Source organism: Stutzerimonas stutzeri (assembly GCF_019090095.1).
In the GTDB taxonomy this organism is placed as follows: Bacteria; Pseudomonadota; Gammaproteobacteria; order Pseudomonadales; family Pseudomonadaceae; genus Stutzerimonas; species Stutzerimonas stutzeri_AN.
On sequence record NZ_JAGQFP010000001.1, the window covers coordinates 1,805,992 to 1,822,408 of the forward strand.

Here is a 16,417-nt window from a genome sequence, read left to right on the forward strand (position 1 = left end):
CCTGATTTACGCTATCTATCCTTCCGCAACCCGGCTCGCCGCTGCCCAGCGCCAAACCACCGGAACGAAAAAGGGGGAGCCGACCTGCGTCGACTCCCCCTTTTTATTCACCCGCGCTTCAGTCGACGACCGAACTGCGGATCAGGTGATCGAAGGCGCTCAGCGAGGCCTTGGCCCCTTCGCCGACCGCGATGACGATCTGCTTGTACGGTACCGTCGTGACGTCTCCGGCGGCGAAGATGCCCGGCAGCGAAGTCTCGCCACGCGCATCGACGATGATCTCGCCGCGCGAGGTCAGTTCTACCGTGCCCTTGAGCCAGTCGGAGTTCGGCAGCAGGCCGATCTGCACGAAGATGCCTTCCAGCTCCAGGCTGTGGAACTCGCTGGAGGTGCGGTCCTTGTAGGTCAGCCCGGTGACCTTCTGGCCGTCGCCGTGCACTTCGCTGGTCAGCGCGCTGGTGATGACGGTGACGTTCGGCAGGCTGTGGAGCTTCTTCTGCAGCACGGCATCGGCGCGCAGCTGGCCATCGAACTCCAGCAGCGTGACCTGGGCAACGATACCGGCCAGGTCGATGGCCGCTTCGACACCGGAGTTGCCCCCGCCGATCACCGCCACACGCTTGCCCTTGAACAGCGGGCCATCGCAGTGCGGGCAGTAGGCGACGCCACGGCCACGGTATTGCTGCTCGCCCGGCACGTTCATTTCACGCCAACGGGCACCGGTGGCAAGGATCAACGTCTTGGCCTTCAGCGAAGCGCCGTTCTCCAGCTTGATCTCATACAGACCGCCTTGACCCGAGGCTGGAATCAGCTGGGCGGCACGCTGCAGGTTCATGATGTCGACGTCGTATTCGCGCACGTGGTTTTCCAAGGCGCGGGCCAGTTTCGGGCCTTCGGTTTCGTTCACCGAGATGAAGTTCTCGATGGCCATGGTGTCCAGCACCTGACCGCCGAAGCGCTCAGCCGCGACGCCAGTACGAATCCCCTTACGCGCCGCATAGATAGCCGCCGCAGCGCCAGCCGGGCCACCGCCCACCACCAGCACGTCGAACGGCTCCTTGGCGCTGAGCTTCTCGGCGTCGCGCGCCGAAGCGCCGGTGTCGAGCTTGGCGAGAATCTCTTCTTCACCCATGCGGCCCTGGCCGAACAGCTCACCGTTGAGGTAGATGCTCGGCACGGACATGACCTGGCGAATCGTGACTTCTTCCTGAAACAGCGCACCGTCGATGGCGACGTGGTGGATGTTCGGGTTGAGCACGGCCATCAGGTTCAGCGCCTGGACCACGTCAGGACAGTTCTGGCACGACAGCGAGAAGTAGGTCTCGAAGCGGTACTCGCCGTCGAGGTTTCTGATCTGCTCGATGATCTCCGGCGCCGCCTTCGACGGATGCCCGCCAACCTGCAGCAGGGCCAGGACCAGCGAGGTGAACTCATGGCCCATCGGAATGCCGGCGAAACGCAGGTCGATGTTGCCGCCGATGCGGTTGAGCGCGAACGACGGTTTGCGTACGTCATTGCCGTCGGTGCGTAGGGTGATCTTGTCGCTGAGGCTGGTAATTTCTTCCAGCAGCTCGAGCATTTCCTGGGATTTTTCGCCCTCACCGAGGGACGCGACGATCTCGAACGGCTGGGTGACCTTTTCCAGGTAGGTTTTCAGTTGCGCTTTGAGATTGGTGTCCAACATGAGCAGCGACTCCCAACTTGCAAAATTCGGTTAATAAAACGCCCGGACGGTTCGCGCCCGGGCGTTTGGCGGTCGAAAGCCAATCGCTGGCTTACCGACACTACAAAACGGATCAGAAAGCGTCACGAGCGACGCCAAACAAGGCGAGATCAGGCGAGGCCGAAGCCTTTACGAGCTGTACATGACGAGCCCGAGCCTGATCTCAACGCAGCATTAGCGAGCGAGTCGCTTTCCGGCCGTTTTAGATCTTGCCGACCAGGTCCAGCGACGGAGCCAGGGTCTTCTCGCCTTCTTTCCACTTCGCCGGGCAGACTTCGCCCGGATGCGCGGCGGTGTACTGAGCAGCTTTCAGCTTGCGCAGGGTCTCGCCGACGTCACGCGCGATTTCGTTGGAGTGGATTTCCAGGGTCTTGATCTGGCCTTCCGGGTTGATGATGAAGGTACCGCGCAGCGCCAGGCCTTCTTCGGCGATGTGTACGCCGAACGCGTTGGTCAGCTGATGAGTCGGATCACCGATCAGCGGGAACTGGGCCTTGCCGACAGCCGGCGAGGTTTCGTGCCAGACCTTGTGCGAGAAGTGAGTGTCGGTGGTGACGATGTACACTTCGGCGCCGGCCTTCTGGAACTCGGCGTAGTTGTTGGCCGCGTCTTCGATTTCGGTCGGGCAGTTGAAGGTGAAGGCTGCCGGCATGAAGATCAGTACCGACCACTTGCCCTTCAGGGATTCTTCGGTGACTTCGATGAACTTGCCGTTGTGGAAAGCGTTGACCTTGAACGGCTGGATTTGGGTGTTGATCAGAGACATCTGCTAGCTCCTTCAGGGGTTCAGAAATTTAACGGGGCCTACGATAACGCAGCTGGCCGCATGCGGTTAATTGATTAAGGGAATAGGGAAAATTAGTTTTCTCTATCGAAGCCTTACATCGCGAGCGACCTGTGCCATCGACCGGCATTCGTCACGCAGGTTCAGCAGGCCATAGCGCCCTTATCGCCGCCACGCCCTGTGCACCCGCCTGACGCGCCGCGGGCAGATGCGCTGGGGTCATTCCACCGAGCAAGAAAGCCGGTTGGTTGAATCCCCGCAGCAGTTCCGTCACCCGCGACCACCCCAGCGGAGAGGCTTCAGGGTGCGTCGGGGTCGGCAGGACCGGCGACAATGTGACGAAATCTACTCCCAACGCCGTGGCCATGGCCAGTTCTTCGGCATCGTGACAGGACGCTGCGAGCCATCGCTTGGCCGGCAATGGGCGATCCAGCTCGGCATGCTGCCGCAATTGCCCGGACGTCAGGTGCCAGCCCGCAGCCGGAAAATCGTCCGCCCAATCCAACGGCCCCTTGAGCATGAGCCGAGCCCGCCCGGCGCATAAGGCCAGGGTGTCAGCCGCCAGCGCTCGATAGTCAGCCTGCGACAGTGACGATGCGCGCAGCTGGACCAGGCGGATACCGACGTCCAGCGCTTGCGTCAGCCCGTTCAGAATCTGCCGCGGGGAAGCCCCATCGGGTGTGATCAGATAGCGATCCGGCAGGCGCGCCGCGGCGACGATCGGCCGATTCGCCGCCGGGAAGCGGTACGTTGGCAACTGTTCCGACGCGACCCAGGCCAGCGGTTGGCCTTCGGCGCCGTGTGGCTCGCCGGAGAATGCCAGCACCTCCCAGACATCCAGCAGGACGTGCTTGTCCGGGTAATCGTGGCGCACCTGGATCAGCGGCCGCGCAGTCGTCACCTCGATACCGAGCTCTTCGCGCAACTCCCGGGCGAGCGCGACCTCGACCGCCTCGCCCTCTTCCACCTTGCCGCCCGGGAATTCCCACAACCCGCCCTGGTGCTTGTCGAGCGGTCGCTTGGCGATCAGGACGAGCCCCTCAGCAGAGCGGATAACGGCGGCGGCGACGTGGATTCGAGTCAAGGATGGGTCCTAGAGCTGAAGGCGAGTTCCGGCGACGCTGGTCGGCCATTTCCGGTTATTCAGCGTCGCTCGTCGAGCAGTTTCTCAGGTGCGATATTCGGCATTGATCCGCACGTACTCATGCGACAGATCAGTGGTCCAAATGGTCTCGCTGCAATCGCCGCGTCCCAGTTCGATACGGATACCGATTTCCTCGCGGGCCATCACCGCGGCGCCCTGTTCTTCCGTGTAGCTGGGCGATCGACCGCCCCGGCTGGCGATGCACACCTCGCCCAGATAGACATCGATCAAGCCGACATCGAGCTCGGGCACACCCGCGCGACCCACTGCGGCCAGGATCCGCCCCCAGTTCGGGTCAGAGGCGAACAGCGCGGTCTTGATCAGGGGCGAGTGCGCAACGGCATAGGCCACATCGAGGCACTCCTGATGATTCTTGCCGCCGTTGACCATGACGGTGACGAACTTGGTCGCGCCCTCGCCGTCGCGAACGATGGACTGCGCCACCTCCATGCTGACCTCGAACACGGCCTGCTTGAGCTTTTCGAACAGCTCGCCGCTGGCCTCGGTGATTTCAGCGAGTGCCGCCTTGCCGGTAGCGACCAGCATGCAGCAGTCGTTGGTGGAGGTATCACCGTCGATGGTGATGCGGTTGAACGACTTGTTCGCCGCATCACGCAACAGATCCTGCAGGACCGGCTGGGCCACCTTGGCATCCGTGGCGATATAGCCGAGCATCGTGGCCATGTTCGGGCGAATCATGCCCGCGCCTTTGGAAATACCGGTCACGGTTACCGTGACACCGTCGTGCTGGAACTGGCGGCTCGCACCCTTGGGCAGCGTATCGGTAGTCATGATGCCGGTTGCCGCTTCGGCCCAGTGGTTCTCATCCAGGTCCGCTACGGCCGCAGGCAGCGCGGCCTCGATCTTCTCGACCGGCAGCAGCTCACCGATCACGCCGGTGGAGAACGGCAGGACGGCGCTTTCGTCGCAACCGACCAGTTTTGCGAGACTGGCGCAACTGCGCGTGGCCGCCTGCATGCCCGGTTCACCGGTACCGGCGTTGGCATTGCCCGTGTTGGTCAGCAAATAGCGAACCGTGCCCTGGGCCCGCTGCTTGGCCAAGATCACCGGAGCGGCGCAAAACGCATTCAGAGTGAATACGCCGGCAACGGTCGAGCCTTCGGCACAGCGCATCACCACGACATCCTTGCGCCCCGGCCGCTTGATGCCGGCCGAAGCGATGCCGAGTTCGAAACCGGGGACAGGATGCAGAGTAGGTAAGGGACCAAGACCGACAGCCATTGATGCACTCCTTGAGGACGACTGGATGGCCTTCGGCCACCAAAAAACGGGGAGAAAAACGCCGCGAGCGGCTAAGCCGGTCGCGGCGTGGGGCGTATCGGGCGGCTCAGGTTATTGAACCTGCCCGTGACAGTGTTTGTACTTCTTGCCGGAGCCGCAAGGACAGGGTTCGTTACGCCCGATCTTCTGCTCGGCACGCGCGGGCGCAGCCGCCGTGGCGACCCCGCCCTCGGCTTCCGGTTCCTGCTCGTCCTGCTCCAGCGCCGACACTTCGGCATGCTGGAATTGCATGCGCTGCGCCAGTTCCTCGGCTTCACGACGCAGGCGTTGCTCCTCTTCGGCAGGATCTTCACGGCGGACCTGCACATGGGACAGAACGCGGATGCTGTCGCGCTTGATGGATTCGAGCAGGTCCTGGAACAGGGCAAAGGACTCGCGCTTGTATTCCTGCTTCGGGTTCTTCTGCGCGTAGCCACGCAGGTGGATACCGTGACGCAGATGGTCCATCGTCGACAGATGATCCTTCCACAGGTCGTCGAGCACGCGCAGCACGATCTGCTTCTCGAAGGTCCTCAGCGCCTCGGCACCGGCCAGATCTTCCTTCTCGTGATAGGCCGCGACCAACGCCTCGAGGATGCGCTCGCGCAGCGTTTCCTCATACAGTTTTTCGTCTTCATCGAGCCATTGCTGGACCGGCAGGCGCGTACCGAAATCGCTGTAGAGCACTGCTTCCAGACCGGCGATATCCCACTGTTCCGGCAGCGATTGCGGCGGAATGTGCTGGCTGATGGCATGATCGAGCGCCTCGCGGCGGAACTCGGAAATGGTCTCGCCGATCTCCTCGGCGGCCAGCAGGCTGTTGCGCATGTGGTAGATCACCTTGCGCTGCTCGTTGGCCACGTCGTCATACTCGAGCAACTGCTTGCGCATGTCGAAGTTGCGGCCTTCGACCTTGCGCTGGGCCTTTTCGATGGCATTGGTGACCATGCGGTGCTCGATGGCCTCGCCGGACTCCATGCCCAGCGCCTTCATGAAGTTCTTCACCCGGTCGGAGGCGAAGATGCGCATCAGGCTGTCTTCCAGAGACAAGTAGAAGCGACTCGAACCGGCATCGCCCTGACGTCCGGCGCGGCCACGCAGCTGGTTGTCGATACGACGCGACTCGTGCCGCTCGGAGGCGATCACGTGCAAACCGCCAGCCTCGAGCACTGCCTGATGGCGCTTCTGCCACTCAGCCTTGAGTTGAGCGACCTGTTCGTCGGTCGGGTTTTCCAGCGCCGCAACCTCGACTTCCCAATTACCGCCGAGCAGGATGTCGGTCCCGCGACCGGCCATGTTGGTCGCAATGGTCACCGCGCCCGGGCGACCGGCCTGGGCAATGATCTCGGCTTCCTTGTCGTGATGCTTGGCGTTGAGCACCTTGTGCTCGATGCCTTCCTTCTGCAGCAGCTGAGAAACATATTCGGAGCTCTCGATCGTCGCGGTACCGACCAGCACCGGCCGGCCATTGTTCTGGCAGTCCTTGATGTCGGCGATGATCGCGGCGAATTTCTCTTCCTGCGTCAGATAGACCAGGTCGTTGTAGTCCTTGCGTGCCAGCGGCTTGTTGGTGGGGATCACCATGACCGGCAGGTTGTAGATCTGCATGAACTCGAAGGCTTCGGTATCGGCGGTGCCGGTCATACCGGAAAGCTTGCTGTACAGACGGAAGTAATTCTGGAAGGTGGTCGACGCCAGGGTCTGGCTTTCCGGCTGGATAGGCAGGCCTTCCTTTGCCTCGATCGCCTGGTGCAGGCCTTCGGAAAGCCGGCGGCCCGGCATGGTACGACCGGTGTGCTCGTCGATCAGCAGTACCTGGTTGTTCTGCACAATGTATTCGACGTTGCGGTGGAACAGCTTGTGCGCGCGCAGGCTGGAATAGACGTGGGTCAGCAAGCCGAGGTTATGCGCGGAATAGAGGCTTTCGCCTTCTGCGAGCAGCCCCGCCTTGGTCAGCATGTCCTCGACGAACTGATGACCAGCCTCGTTCAATTCGACCTGGCGAGTCTTCTCATCGACCGTGAAATGCCCTTCCTGGGTAACGACGCCCTCTTCCTCCTCGATGTGCTGTTTGAGCAGAGGAATCAGCTGGTTGATCTGCTGATAGAGCTTGGAGCTGTCTTCGGCCTGGCCAGAGATGATCAGCGGTGTCCGCGCCTCATCGATGAGGATCGAATCCACTTCGTCGATGACTGCGAAATTCAGCTCACGCTGGTTCTTCTCCTCGAGACTGAACGCCATGTTATCGCGCAGGTAGTCGAAGCCGAACTCGTTGTTGGTACCGTAGGTGATGTCGGCCGCATAAGCCTCGCGCTTCTCCTGCGGCGGCTGGAACGGCGTGACGATGCCCACCGTCAGACCGAGGAATTCGTACAGCGGGCGCATCCAGTTGGCGTCGCGTCGCGCCAGGTAGTCGTTGACCGTCACCACGTGGACGCCCTTGCCCGCCAGCGCGTTGAGGTAGACCGCCAGTGTCGCTACCAGCGTCTTGCCCTCACCGGTGCGCATCTCGGCGATCTTGCCCTCGTGCAGCGTCATGCCGCCGATCAGCTGAACGTCGAAGTGGCGCATACCCATCACACGCTTACCCGCTTCGCGACATACCGCGAAGGCTTCCGGGAGGATCTGGTCGAGGGTCTCGCCTTGGCCGAGGCGGGCCTTGAACTCTTCGGTCTTGCTCCGCAATTGCTCATCGGAGAGAGACAGCATCTGCTCTTCGAGCGCATTGACGGCCTGTACCGCCTTGAGCATGCGCTTGACCTCGCGGTCATTCTTGCTACCAAAGAGCTTCTTCATTAAAGGCGCAAACATATCGACAAAGACTTCCATGCTGGGGATGGAGGCACGGCCGCAGGGCCACCACGGCTGCGTGCAAAGGGGGCATTCTACTCGGAAACGTCGGGGAGGAAAGGTGCCTACTGCGCAGCTACGGCGGGCAGCGATGCGATGGCGGTTCCGACCCGGCAGTCATCCTCGGGCCCCGCACCATCAAATCGCCACCCCACTCGCCGCCATGGCACGCCCGCTTCGCGATGAACCGTCGGATGCATTGGGCCGCGCCGTCGTCATGAGCAGAGGGGGGCATCTGCTACCATACCGACTCATCACTCAGTCGGGTTTCCACCATGTCGTTGCGCCCCCTGCCAGCCAAAGCCCCTGCTTCGCTGCTGCGCGAGGCAAAACCATTGAAGGCGCTGTTCGGCGAAGCACGGCGGCTCGACCGGCTGCAGCAGCTGGTCGAGACCCAACTGCAACCCGCTGCGCGAGAGTATTGCCGAGTGGCTTCATGGCGCGACGGCACCCTGCTGCTGATCGTTACCGATGGTCACTGGGCAACCCGCCTGCGCTATCAGCAACGCAGGCTGCAACGCCAGCTGCAGGCCATGGATGAATTCAGGGGTCTGACCCGGATCCAGTTCAAGGTGCAGCCCCCCGAGGCGCCGCGACACAAGCCCGGACCGGCCCCGGCGTTATCGGCGCGCGCGGCCGATAACCTTCATGAAACCGCACAGGGCATCGCCGACCCTAGACTGAAGGCCGCGCTCGAACGACTCGCCCGGCATGCCCGTCCTGCCGACGAGCACTGATCGCCCTCGCTGCTTCGGACGGTCGAGGATGCAACCGGTGTGGGCGGACAGTAGGATGGTAGCGAGCCCACCGAGGAGCGAAGTATCGATGCCTACCCATTCAAGCGGCCACTCGCCATGCTGATCGGAGCCTTGCTGCTCGTCTGCTGGGTAATCCTGGTGATTCGTTATCCCTTTCGAGCCGTTCCGATTTCGCTGGGTGCGCTGCTCGGGCTTGGACTGGTCGCTGCCTGGGTGGCTTGGCAGGAACAGCGCGAGGAACACCTGCTCGCTCGGCTTGAGCTCAGCCTGGCCTACGCACCCACCGCTTGCCCGGCTGCGCAGCCACTTCGCATTGTGCTCGTCAATCACAGCTCGAGCGCTCTGCGGAGTCTGCGCTGGGACGTCGCCGCCTACTCGCCCGGGTCCAGCCTGAATCTGGTGACCTCGAATTACGACGCGCCGCGGTATCTGGGCCCCGGCGATCTGCAACCCGGTCAGCGTTGGGAGTCCTGCGCCCCCTTACCGCCCCTGCGTGCGGGCTACCGCAGCAGTAGCCTGGAGTTTCGCGCCGAGCGGCTTCAGGGCCATTTCGTTGACTGAAGTGGCCAACTGACACATAGCGCTTTTCATTCAGCTTCGAACACCATAAGCTGTATAAACAACCAGTATTCATTCAATTGAGCCGAGGTGGTAGATGGCCGTCGAAGTGGTATACCGCAGCAGCCGGGACCTGGAGCGTTTGTTCATGGATAAAGCCGAAGCCGATCGTCACGACAAGATGCTGGAGTTGGCGGAAGCGTTGGCCTCAGCGCTGCACAAGGCAGCCCCATCGCTGAGTGAACAACAAGCCGATGACCTGGGTATTTTCATGGCCAGACACCGCGATCTGTTTGCCAAAGCGTTCAAGAACAACCCCGAAGCCCTGGCGGAACTGCCGCTCTCGAGCGAAGCGTCGGAGCCGCGCTAGCTTCCTGAGCGGCCTGCTTCGTTTTGCCGCAGGGCGCGCGCCAAACGGGCGAAACTAGTTAATCGCCACCCGGTCCATTGGTTGGGTCAACCAATCAGGTACGCGGCGATGGACAGTCCATTCAAGAAGATCAGCGATGTATTTCAGCCAGAGTACAACGTCAATTTCAGCATCGAGAAACCTGACGGCAGCATTCTGCTGACCTTGACCGATGCGACAGGGGTCGCGGTAAAGCGCTTCATCAGCACCAATCAATGGCGCGACCAGCAGCAGCTAGAGCGGTTGATTACCAGTCTGCAGTTCAGTCTCGCCATCGAACGCGGTGGGCACGCCAGCACTTACCGGCTGACCAAGCACTCACATTCCCCTATCCACTGAAGCCACTCGCCTTGCTAGCGGTGGCTTCAACGCCTACGGCCGGTAGCACGCCCTGTCCGCCATCGCTGCGAGGCGCCCTGCACTTCGCTCCGCCTCGCTGCAACGTGGCGCCTCCTTTCCAGCGACTCGCCAGCTGTTCATAACCAGGCCAGCGCCTTGGCACGCGCTACCGCCTGCGTCCGCCTGGCCACGCCCAGTTTGGTATTGATTCGGCGGGCATGGGTCTTGACCGTGTGCAACGAAATGAACAGCTGCTCGGCGATTTCCTGATTCGAACAACCCTGGGCGATAAGACGCAGCACCGTGAGCTCGCGATTACTCAGAATCACCTCGTCAGCCGCGTTCAGCGACTCGTCGGGCTCACGTTCGAAGTGGTGCAGCCGATCGCGAAGGCTTTCCCCCTTGCCAGCAGGCAGGACGCTGGCCAGCCATTGCGGTTGGCGATGCTGCAATTCATACAACGGCTTGATCAGATGCTGCCGTGCCGCCTCGCCAAGCGCCTTGCGCAACTCCAGCTCAGCTTCCTCATGCCGGCCATCCATGTGCAGGGCCTCGGCTAATGTGAAGCGGCATTCACACGCCAGCCCCAACCGTTGCGAACGGAGATTCTGTTCGATCAGTTCTCGCAGCGTATCGATGGCCAACGCAAAGCGGCCTGAGAGTAGATCAACCACAGCGAGGTAGCGCTGAACCCGCGGAAGCAGTTCGTAAAACCCCGACGGTGCCAGGTAGGTATGCCCCTCATACAGCTCCAGTACCTGTATGAACACGGTCCTGGCTTTTTTCAGTTGCCCCTGATGCAACCAGGTCAGCCCTGTTATCAATTGCAGAATGCCGCGGAACCGCGCCTCGGGCATATGTCGCCACTGCGTCAGGCGCTCGGCTTCGCGTAACCAATGATAAGCCGTCGGAAATTCCTGGTTGCGGGCAGCCAGCTCTGCCAAGCCGGCATAGCCGAAGAACATGTAGGAATCGCCGCAGGTCTCGGTCTCGACTCGTCCCTGCTGGTAGGCTTCCCGAGCCGGCTCGTCGAGCCCCTGATACGCCAGAAGATGCCCGCGCAGCAGTTTCAGCCGGCCGATGATCGGGCTATGGGCAACACTGTCGCGTAACACCAGCAGCGACTCTTCGAGCACGCCAACGGCGCGCTCGAATTCTCCGGTGATCTCCAGCAACTGAATGCGATCGACGTTCAGCATGGCCTCATACAACACGCTGCCCTTGAGCCGTGCCAGCTTCATGCCCTCGCTGTTGTAGCGCTGCGCCAGTTCCAGCTGGTTCTCGGCCATCGCCTGCTGAGTCAGCGCCTGATAGCACAGCACCCGTTGTGCCCAGGCGTGATCGGACAGCACCTCCAGCGCCTGAAGGCAGTAGCTTCGCGCCTCCGGCTCTCCGCGTAATCGTGCGATAAAGCCGCGCAGGGCTTGCCATTGAGCAAGTAGCTGCGCCTGGCGTCGAGCATCGGGCTGCGGGAAGAATTTAGCCAGCCCCGCGAGGCATTCATCCGCTTCATCGAGCCGGGCTGAAATGATCAACGCCCAGCCATGCAAAACGATCAAGCGCGTGGTGCTGTTGAATAGATCCTGCGGTAACTCGCTGCGCCATTTCATGAAGTGAGAGACGTTATCGCCGATAAGCAACTGCTCCTGCCCGTAGCGCTGCAGGAAATTGGCTGCAACCTCGGGCTGCCCTGCCCACAACGCATGCTCGACCGCCTCGCGCATTTCACCGCGGTTGGCGAACCACTGACAGGCACGAAGATGGGTCTGTGTGGGCGATATGGCTTCGGGCATCCGTCGCAGCATCGACGCCAGCGGATGCCATAGACGAAACCATTCCCCGCAGTTATCGATCTGGCGGATGAACAACTGGAACGTCTTGAGCACGTCGAGGATGTTGTTTCCGATCCCATCGAGCACATGTTCGCAAAGCTGCGCTGAAAAGCGCGGCATGCGAGCCAACGCGAACAATGCGCGACGCACCTCTTCGCTCTGTCCCTCGAGCACTTCGCGCTGAACGTAATCGCGCAGCAAAGGCGTCCCCGCCACCAAGCGCTCACGCACCGCCTGCTCGTTCGCGTTCAGCAACAGAAGACTGACACCGGCCAGCCAACCTTCACTGCCGACCAGCAACTGCTTGAACGTATCGTCGGCAAGTTCGAGGCGATGAGCCTTGAGCAATTGGCTGAGCTCACCGGCCGTCAATGCCAGCGCCTCGGCCTCGAGCTCATACAGATCCCCTTGCAGCAGCAGCCGAGGCAGCTTCCAGGCGGGTTGCCGGCGACTGCTCACCCACCAGCAGACGGTCTCGGGACCTCTTTCGAGCAGCAAATCGAGGCATGCATCGAAGTGTGCAGCGGTTTCTCTCGGATAGTCGTCCAGCATGATCCAAAGCGGCCGCGGGAACTCATGCAGCAGGTTGACCAGATCTTGCTGAACGTCGCCACTGGCGACGGGCGCCGTATTGAGCAGCCGGCTGAGCTGTGAATAAAGCGCTTCGGCGGAATAGGACCGGCCGCCCAGATCGAGCCAAACGAGATGGGTATCGGCCGGTACCAGACGTGCGCACTCATTCATCAACACGCTCTTGCCGAACCCCGCCGGAGCGCAGATCAAACGCAGCCGACAGCGGGCCTCGAGCAAGGCATCGACGAGTCGCGGCCGCGGTACGTGCAACGGGGGAAGACGCGGAATCGTGGCAACCTGAACCTGCGCGGCGGCTTCTGTGCTGAGGACACCAGGGTTGAAGCGTACGGACATAGCGAGGTTTCTCTTATTCGTATCAATCCATCGAGAACGCGTTGAGCACAGCGGTGTGAACCCGCTCCATGCACAAACTTGAACCGTACCGATACCTGTACGCGACCACAACCTGCACGATGCCGCCGCGTTTGTCGACTGTTGCAACGCCTTCAGCACGCCAGAACCGATACCCGGCGCCCCTACTGGCTAAAAAGTATCATCCTGCGCGGCAGGCGAAAAAAAAAGGCGGCCAATTGGCCGCCTTATTCATCAAGTGGATGTCAGTCGATCAACGCACCCCGGCGTTACGCAGCGCAGCGGGGGTGAAGTCCCGAGCCGAGGCCTTATAGCCGAACTCGTGGGCTTTCTCTTCGTTGCTCATGCCGATTGCGATATAGCGACCGGAAATCACGTCGTAGAGCGCTTCGAACGCATAGGCTGGGACCTTGTGCTGGTAGTACTGCAGCAGATGTGCCTCACCTACACGCCACAGCTGGCCACGTCCGTCGTATAGCTCGGATTCGGCGATCTGCCAGGTATCCTCGTCCACATAGAAACGACGCTTGGCGTAGATATTACGTTCACCATCCTTCAGGTTGGCTTCGATCTCCCATACGCGGTGCAGTTCGTAGCGAGCCAGATCCTGATTGACATGACCTGCCTTGAGGATATCGCTGTACTTCACATCGCTGGAGTTGATATCGAAGCTATTGTACGGGATGTATACCTCTTTCTTGCCCACCAGCTTCCAGTCGTAACGATCCGGTGCTCCGCTGAACATATCGAAGTTGTCGGTCGTGCGCATGCCATCTGCTGCGGTGCCCGGACCGTCGTATGCCACTTGCGGAGCACGACGCACGCGACGCTGACCGGCGTTGTAGATCCAGGCCTGACGCGGCTCTTTCACCTGATCCAGCGAGTCATGCACCAGCAGTACGTTACCGGCCAGACGCGAGGGAGCCGTTACACGCTGCTTGAAGAACAGTAGCGCGTTCTTGGCGCGTTCCGGATCCAGATCCGTCATGTCGCTCGGAAAGGCCACTTCGTCTTCGAAGTGCACGAGGGTGTAACTGCCGTTGGTCTGCGGAGTGGCCTGCACGATGTTACGGCGTACGTTGCCCCCACGGTAACGGGTGATGTGGTTCCAGATCACCTCCAGACCGTTTTTCGGGATCGGGAAAGCGTAGTAGCGGCTGTCGGCGAAGTTTTCGACGCCATTACCCCCACCCACCAACTCGACATTCAAGGCGCTTTTCTTCGCGGCCTCGTAAATCCGATCCGGCACGGCCGCACTGCGGTGTGTCGGGAATACCCTGATCTTGTACGTCTCTGGATAGCGCTTGAACATCGCCTGCTGCCCAGCGGTCAACTTGTCCTTGTACTGGTCGGCGTTCTGGGCCGTGATGACAAACTTGGGCTGCTCAGCCTTGAACGGATTGGTGACATGGCCGTCGTTCAGCGGTGCGGCATCGGTGGACAGTCCGCCAGTCCATTCAGGGATGCTGCCATCGGCGTTTCCTGCTTTCTCGGCGCCCAGCGGAGTCAACGAATTGCCAAGTTTGGCGGCTTCTTCCGGGGACACAGCAGCCATGACGCTGCTTGCAAGCAGCGAAAGGGCCAAGACGCTGAATAGTTTTCTTGTTGTTTTCATACGCTTCCAGTTCCTCTTGATCTTGTTTTGGTCGCAGGCTCGCATGAAGCTTGTCGCGCGGCGGAGCACACCGGCTCCGCACAGCGCCTCTAATGCGGCCTCCTTAGAAGTTCACGCCTACGCTCAGCGCGAGGAAGTCACGGTCGACCAGGGTGTTGTAGTCCCCACCGAAGAAGTCGGTGTACGACAGGCTGGCGGTGTAGCTGTTCTGATAGACGGCATCGACGCCGACGCTTACAGCTTTGGAACCTTCGTTGAACAAGCCGTTCGGGCCATAGCCATGAACGTCGTGGGAGAAGGAGACGTTTGGCGTCAGGTTCACACCGGCGAATACGTTGCTGTAGTCAGCCAGAGCGCGGAGACGGTAGCCCCAGGAGTTGGCGGTCACAAAACCGTCATTCCCATACTCCGGCGTGTCGAGACCGTAGATCGAATCACGACCGTAGCGAAGGTCGCTTTTGCTCTCGAGGCCGCCAACGTGAGCAAAGCCAACCTCACCGACGACCGTGACACGTCCAGCGCCAAGCACCTGATCGAAGAAGTGCGTGAAGGTCGTCTGGATCTGAGTCACTTCCTTACGGTTGTAGCCCTTGTGCTCCGCACCCGCCTGACCGATTGCACCGGCTATGTCACCCGCGCCGATCGCTGCACCGATTCCGGTTGCAAGCAAGCCCGTGGTGTAGGTCGAGTTGAGCGACACGGGAAGGTTGGGTCTGTAGCTGATTTCGCCGGACCATGCCGTACCGGTAGGCAGGGTCGTAGCGAAGCTGGCGCCGTACAGACGGATGTCTTCCGGGTATTCAAGGAAGTACTCACCGTTGCTCAACAGCGCAGGAGATGCCAGCGCACCGAAAGCAGCGCCCGAGGGCAGCGGACCACCCGGCGACGGCGTGCCCAGCAAGCCCAGCAGTGCGCCAATCTCAGCGGCCGATGCGTTCTTATAACCCACGGTCGGCGTACGGCTGTGGTAGTTCATGAAATACAGACCGTATTCAGCCGCATCGGCCAACCAGCGGAAGGCCATGCCGTACTGACCGGAGTCGCGCGCATCCCGGTCGCCACCGCGAGGAACGGTCACGCCTTCAGGCCCGATGGTTATACCCAGATCATCCAGGCCGGCGTAGTAATCCTGGCCAAGAATCGCATTCAATTGCTCGATCGTAGCGCCAGCCCCGAGGATGCCGTCACGCTGCGCGGCCGACAGCACGGTGTAATTGTCATCGCAACCATCGGCGGCCACGTCGTTACTAGCGAAGAACGTTCCGCAGTTGTCGATGATGGTCTGGTCCCACTCCAACTGATAGAAGGCCTCCATGCTGAGGCGATCAGTCAGGCTTTGAGACACATAAAGCATGTTGACCGGAATCAGACCTTCCTTGATTTCAGCGCCGGGACGGCGGAAGGCTGCCGCATCGAGTGGGTTGATCGAGTTGATCGAGTTGCCGATAAAGGTACTCTCACCCCAACTGACCACTTGCTTACCAAGTCGGACAGTGCCTGGCAGGTCGCCCAGGTAATAGTTGTGGTAAAGAAACGCATCGAGAATCTGCGCGCCGGAGGACTGCGCAGCTTCCTTGCGATTGCTGTCGCTGATGTCCTTGAACAGACGATGCTCGTCCTTCAGCTCGAAGTCATACCAGTATTTGCCGCGAATGAAGGCACCGCTGTCGCCGTAGCGCAGCTCGAGGTCATGGATGCCCTTGAAAATCTTGGAGAATGTCTCGCCTTTTTTGAAGTTCAAACGACCATCGTCCCCGGTCTGGGTGTAGCCAGTACCGCCGTTGGCGCTACCCACCAGATCCATGTCCCGATCAGTCGTTGACCAGCTAGCGCCGATCGACATGGACGAATCCAGTTGGCCTTCAATTTCCCCGATATTGAACGTGACCGCATAAGCCGGTGCGACAGACCCCAGTGCAATGGCGAGAGCCAATGTCTTGGGCTGGAAGATTCCTTGCCTTGTTGTTTTTGTCATGAGGCGCTCCTGGTTGGTTCGAAGTACGCTCCACCCTAACGACACGGCCGCAGAGGGTTAAGCGCACTAAGGTTTGATTTGTTTTGTAATCCTTAAGTATGAATAGCCTTCCCGCCACTGGGCTGCGGCAAACATAGATTGTTCACGCCGCAACCCCGAAGCGAAGCTACGGGAGAGCTTAGCCGTCGACAGGATTGGCGCAAC

At 60.8% G+C, this 16,417-nt stretch carries 12 protein-coding genes; 4 read left to right on the plus strand and 8 right to left on the minus strand.

The window, feature by feature from the left end; translation table 11 throughout:
• Positions 1-118: 118 nt before the first annotated feature.
• From ahpF to secA, 5 genes are all read right to left on the minus strand, one after another.
• Positions 119-1,684, minus strand: a complete 1,566-nt coding sequence (gene ahpF, locus KVO92_RS07840) for an alkyl hydroperoxide reductase subunit F (RefSeq protein WP_217475035.1) — start codon at positions 1,682-1,684, stop codon at positions 119-121.
• Between the two features lie 241 nt (positions 1,685-1,925).
• Positions 1,926-2,489: an alkyl hydroperoxide reductase subunit C gene (gene ahpC / locus KVO92_RS07845; RefSeq protein ID WP_217475036.1), complete on the minus strand. Its 564-nt coding sequence runs from the start codon at positions 2,487-2,489 to the stop codon at positions 1,926-1,928.
• A 151-nt stretch (positions 2,490-2,640) separates the two neighbouring features.
• Entirely contained in the window at positions 2,641-3,591 is a 951-nt protein-coding gene (locus tag KVO92_RS07850; RefSeq protein ID WP_217475037.1) for a Nudix family hydrolase, read from the minus strand.
• Positions 3,592-3,675: 84 nt separating this feature from the next.
• Positions 3,676-4,893 (minus strand): bifunctional glutamate N-acetyltransferase/amino-acid acetyltransferase ArgJ, encoded by a 1,218-nt coding sequence (gene argJ, locus KVO92_RS07855; protein ID WP_217475038.1) that lies wholly within the window; start codon positions 4,891-4,893, stop codon positions 3,676-3,678.
• Positions 4,894-5,004: 111 nt separating this feature from the next.
• A complete protein-coding gene (gene secA / locus KVO92_RS07860) occupies positions 5,005-7,743 on the minus strand; it encodes a preprotein translocase subunit SecA (RefSeq protein WP_217475039.1) in 2,739 nt (912 codons plus the stop codon).
• Positions 7,744-8,057: 314 nt separating this feature from the next.
• Between secA and KVO92_RS07865 the strand changes: the two genes are divergently transcribed.
• From KVO92_RS07865 to KVO92_RS07880, 4 genes are all read left to right on the plus strand, one after another.
• Complete coding sequence (locus KVO92_RS07865; protein WP_217475040.1) at positions 8,058-8,519, plus strand: DUF721 domain-containing protein; 462 nt, start codon at positions 8,058-8,060, stop codon at positions 8,517-8,519.
• Between the two features lie 117 nt (positions 8,520-8,636).
• On the plus strand, positions 8,637-9,101 hold the full coding sequence (locus KVO92_RS07870) for a multidrug transporter (RefSeq protein ID WP_217475041.1): 465 nt from the start codon (positions 8,637-8,639) through the stop codon (positions 9,099-9,101).
• A 94-nt stretch (positions 9,102-9,195) separates the two neighbouring features.
• Positions 9,196-9,468 carry a YebG family protein gene (locus tag KVO92_RS07875; RefSeq protein ID WP_217475042.1) on the plus strand — a complete coding sequence of 91 codons (273 nt, stop codon included), beginning with the start codon at positions 9,196-9,198 and terminating at the stop codon, positions 9,466-9,468.
• 108 nt (positions 9,469-9,576) lie between these two features.
• Complete coding sequence (locus KVO92_RS07880) at positions 9,577-9,846, plus strand: DUF3509 domain-containing protein (RefSeq protein ID WP_217475043.1); 270 nt, start codon at positions 9,577-9,579, stop codon at positions 9,844-9,846.
• A 137-nt stretch (positions 9,847-9,983) separates the two neighbouring features.
• Here the strand turns inward: KVO92_RS07880 and KVO92_RS07885 are convergent, their stop codons facing one another.
• From KVO92_RS07885 to KVO92_RS07895, 3 genes are all read right to left on the minus strand, one after another.
• Positions 9,984-12,605 (minus strand): LuxR C-terminal-related transcriptional regulator, encoded by a 2,622-nt coding sequence (locus tag KVO92_RS07885; RefSeq protein ID WP_217475044.1) that lies wholly within the window; start codon positions 12,603-12,605, stop codon positions 9,984-9,986.
• A 271-nt stretch (positions 12,606-12,876) separates the two neighbouring features.
• Positions 12,877-14,238, minus strand: a complete 1,362-nt coding sequence (locus KVO92_RS07890; RefSeq protein WP_217475045.1) for a DUF1329 domain-containing protein — start codon at positions 14,236-14,238, stop codon at positions 12,877-12,879.
• A 103-nt stretch (positions 14,239-14,341) separates the two neighbouring features.
• Positions 14,342-16,213 carry a DUF1302 domain-containing protein gene (locus tag KVO92_RS07895; protein ID WP_217475046.1) on the minus strand — a complete coding sequence of 624 codons (1,872 nt, stop codon included), beginning with the start codon at positions 16,211-16,213 and terminating at the stop codon, positions 14,342-14,344.
• Between the last annotated feature and the right edge of the window lie 204 nt (positions 16,214-16,417).

Coding starts and splice junctions, on each gene's coding strand:
- ahpF (WP_217475035.1), bottom strand. CDS start 1,684: ATGTTGGACACCAATCTCAAAGCGCAACTGAAAACCTACCTGGAAAAG.
- ahpC (WP_217475036.1), bottom strand. CDS start 2,489: ATGTCTCTGATCAACACCCAAATCCAGCCGTTCAAGGTCAACGCTTTC.
- argJ (WP_217475038.1), bottom strand. CDS start 4,893: ATGGCTGTCGGTCTTGGTCCCTTACCTACTCTGCATCCTGTCCCCGGT.
- secA (WP_217475039.1), bottom strand. CDS start 7,743: ATGTTTGCGCCTTTAATGAAGAAGCTCTTTGGTAGCAAGAATGACCGC.
- KVO92_RS07865 (WP_217475040.1), top strand. CDS start 8,058: ATGTCGTTGCGCCCCCTGCCAGCCAAAGCCCCTGCTTCGCTGCTGCGC.
- KVO92_RS07870 (WP_217475041.1), top strand. CDS start 8,637: ATGCTGATCGGAGCCTTGCTGCTCGTCTGCTGGGTAATCCTGGTGATT.
- KVO92_RS07875 (WP_217475042.1), top strand. CDS start 9,196: ATGGCCGTCGAAGTGGTATACCGCAGCAGCCGGGACCTGGAGCGTTTG.
- KVO92_RS07880 (WP_217475043.1), top strand. CDS start 9,577: ATGGACAGTCCATTCAAGAAGATCAGCGATGTATTTCAGCCAGAGTAC.
- KVO92_RS07885 (WP_217475044.1), bottom strand. CDS start 12,605: ATGTCCGTACGCTTCAACCCTGGTGTCCTCAGCACAGAAGCCGCCGCG.
- KVO92_RS07890 (WP_217475045.1), bottom strand. CDS start 14,238: ATGAAAACAACAAGAAAACTATTCAGCGTCTTGGCCCTTTCGCTGCTT.
- KVO92_RS07895 (WP_217475046.1), bottom strand. CDS start 16,213: ATGACAAAAACAACAAGGCAAGGAATCTTCCAGCCCAAGACATTGGCT.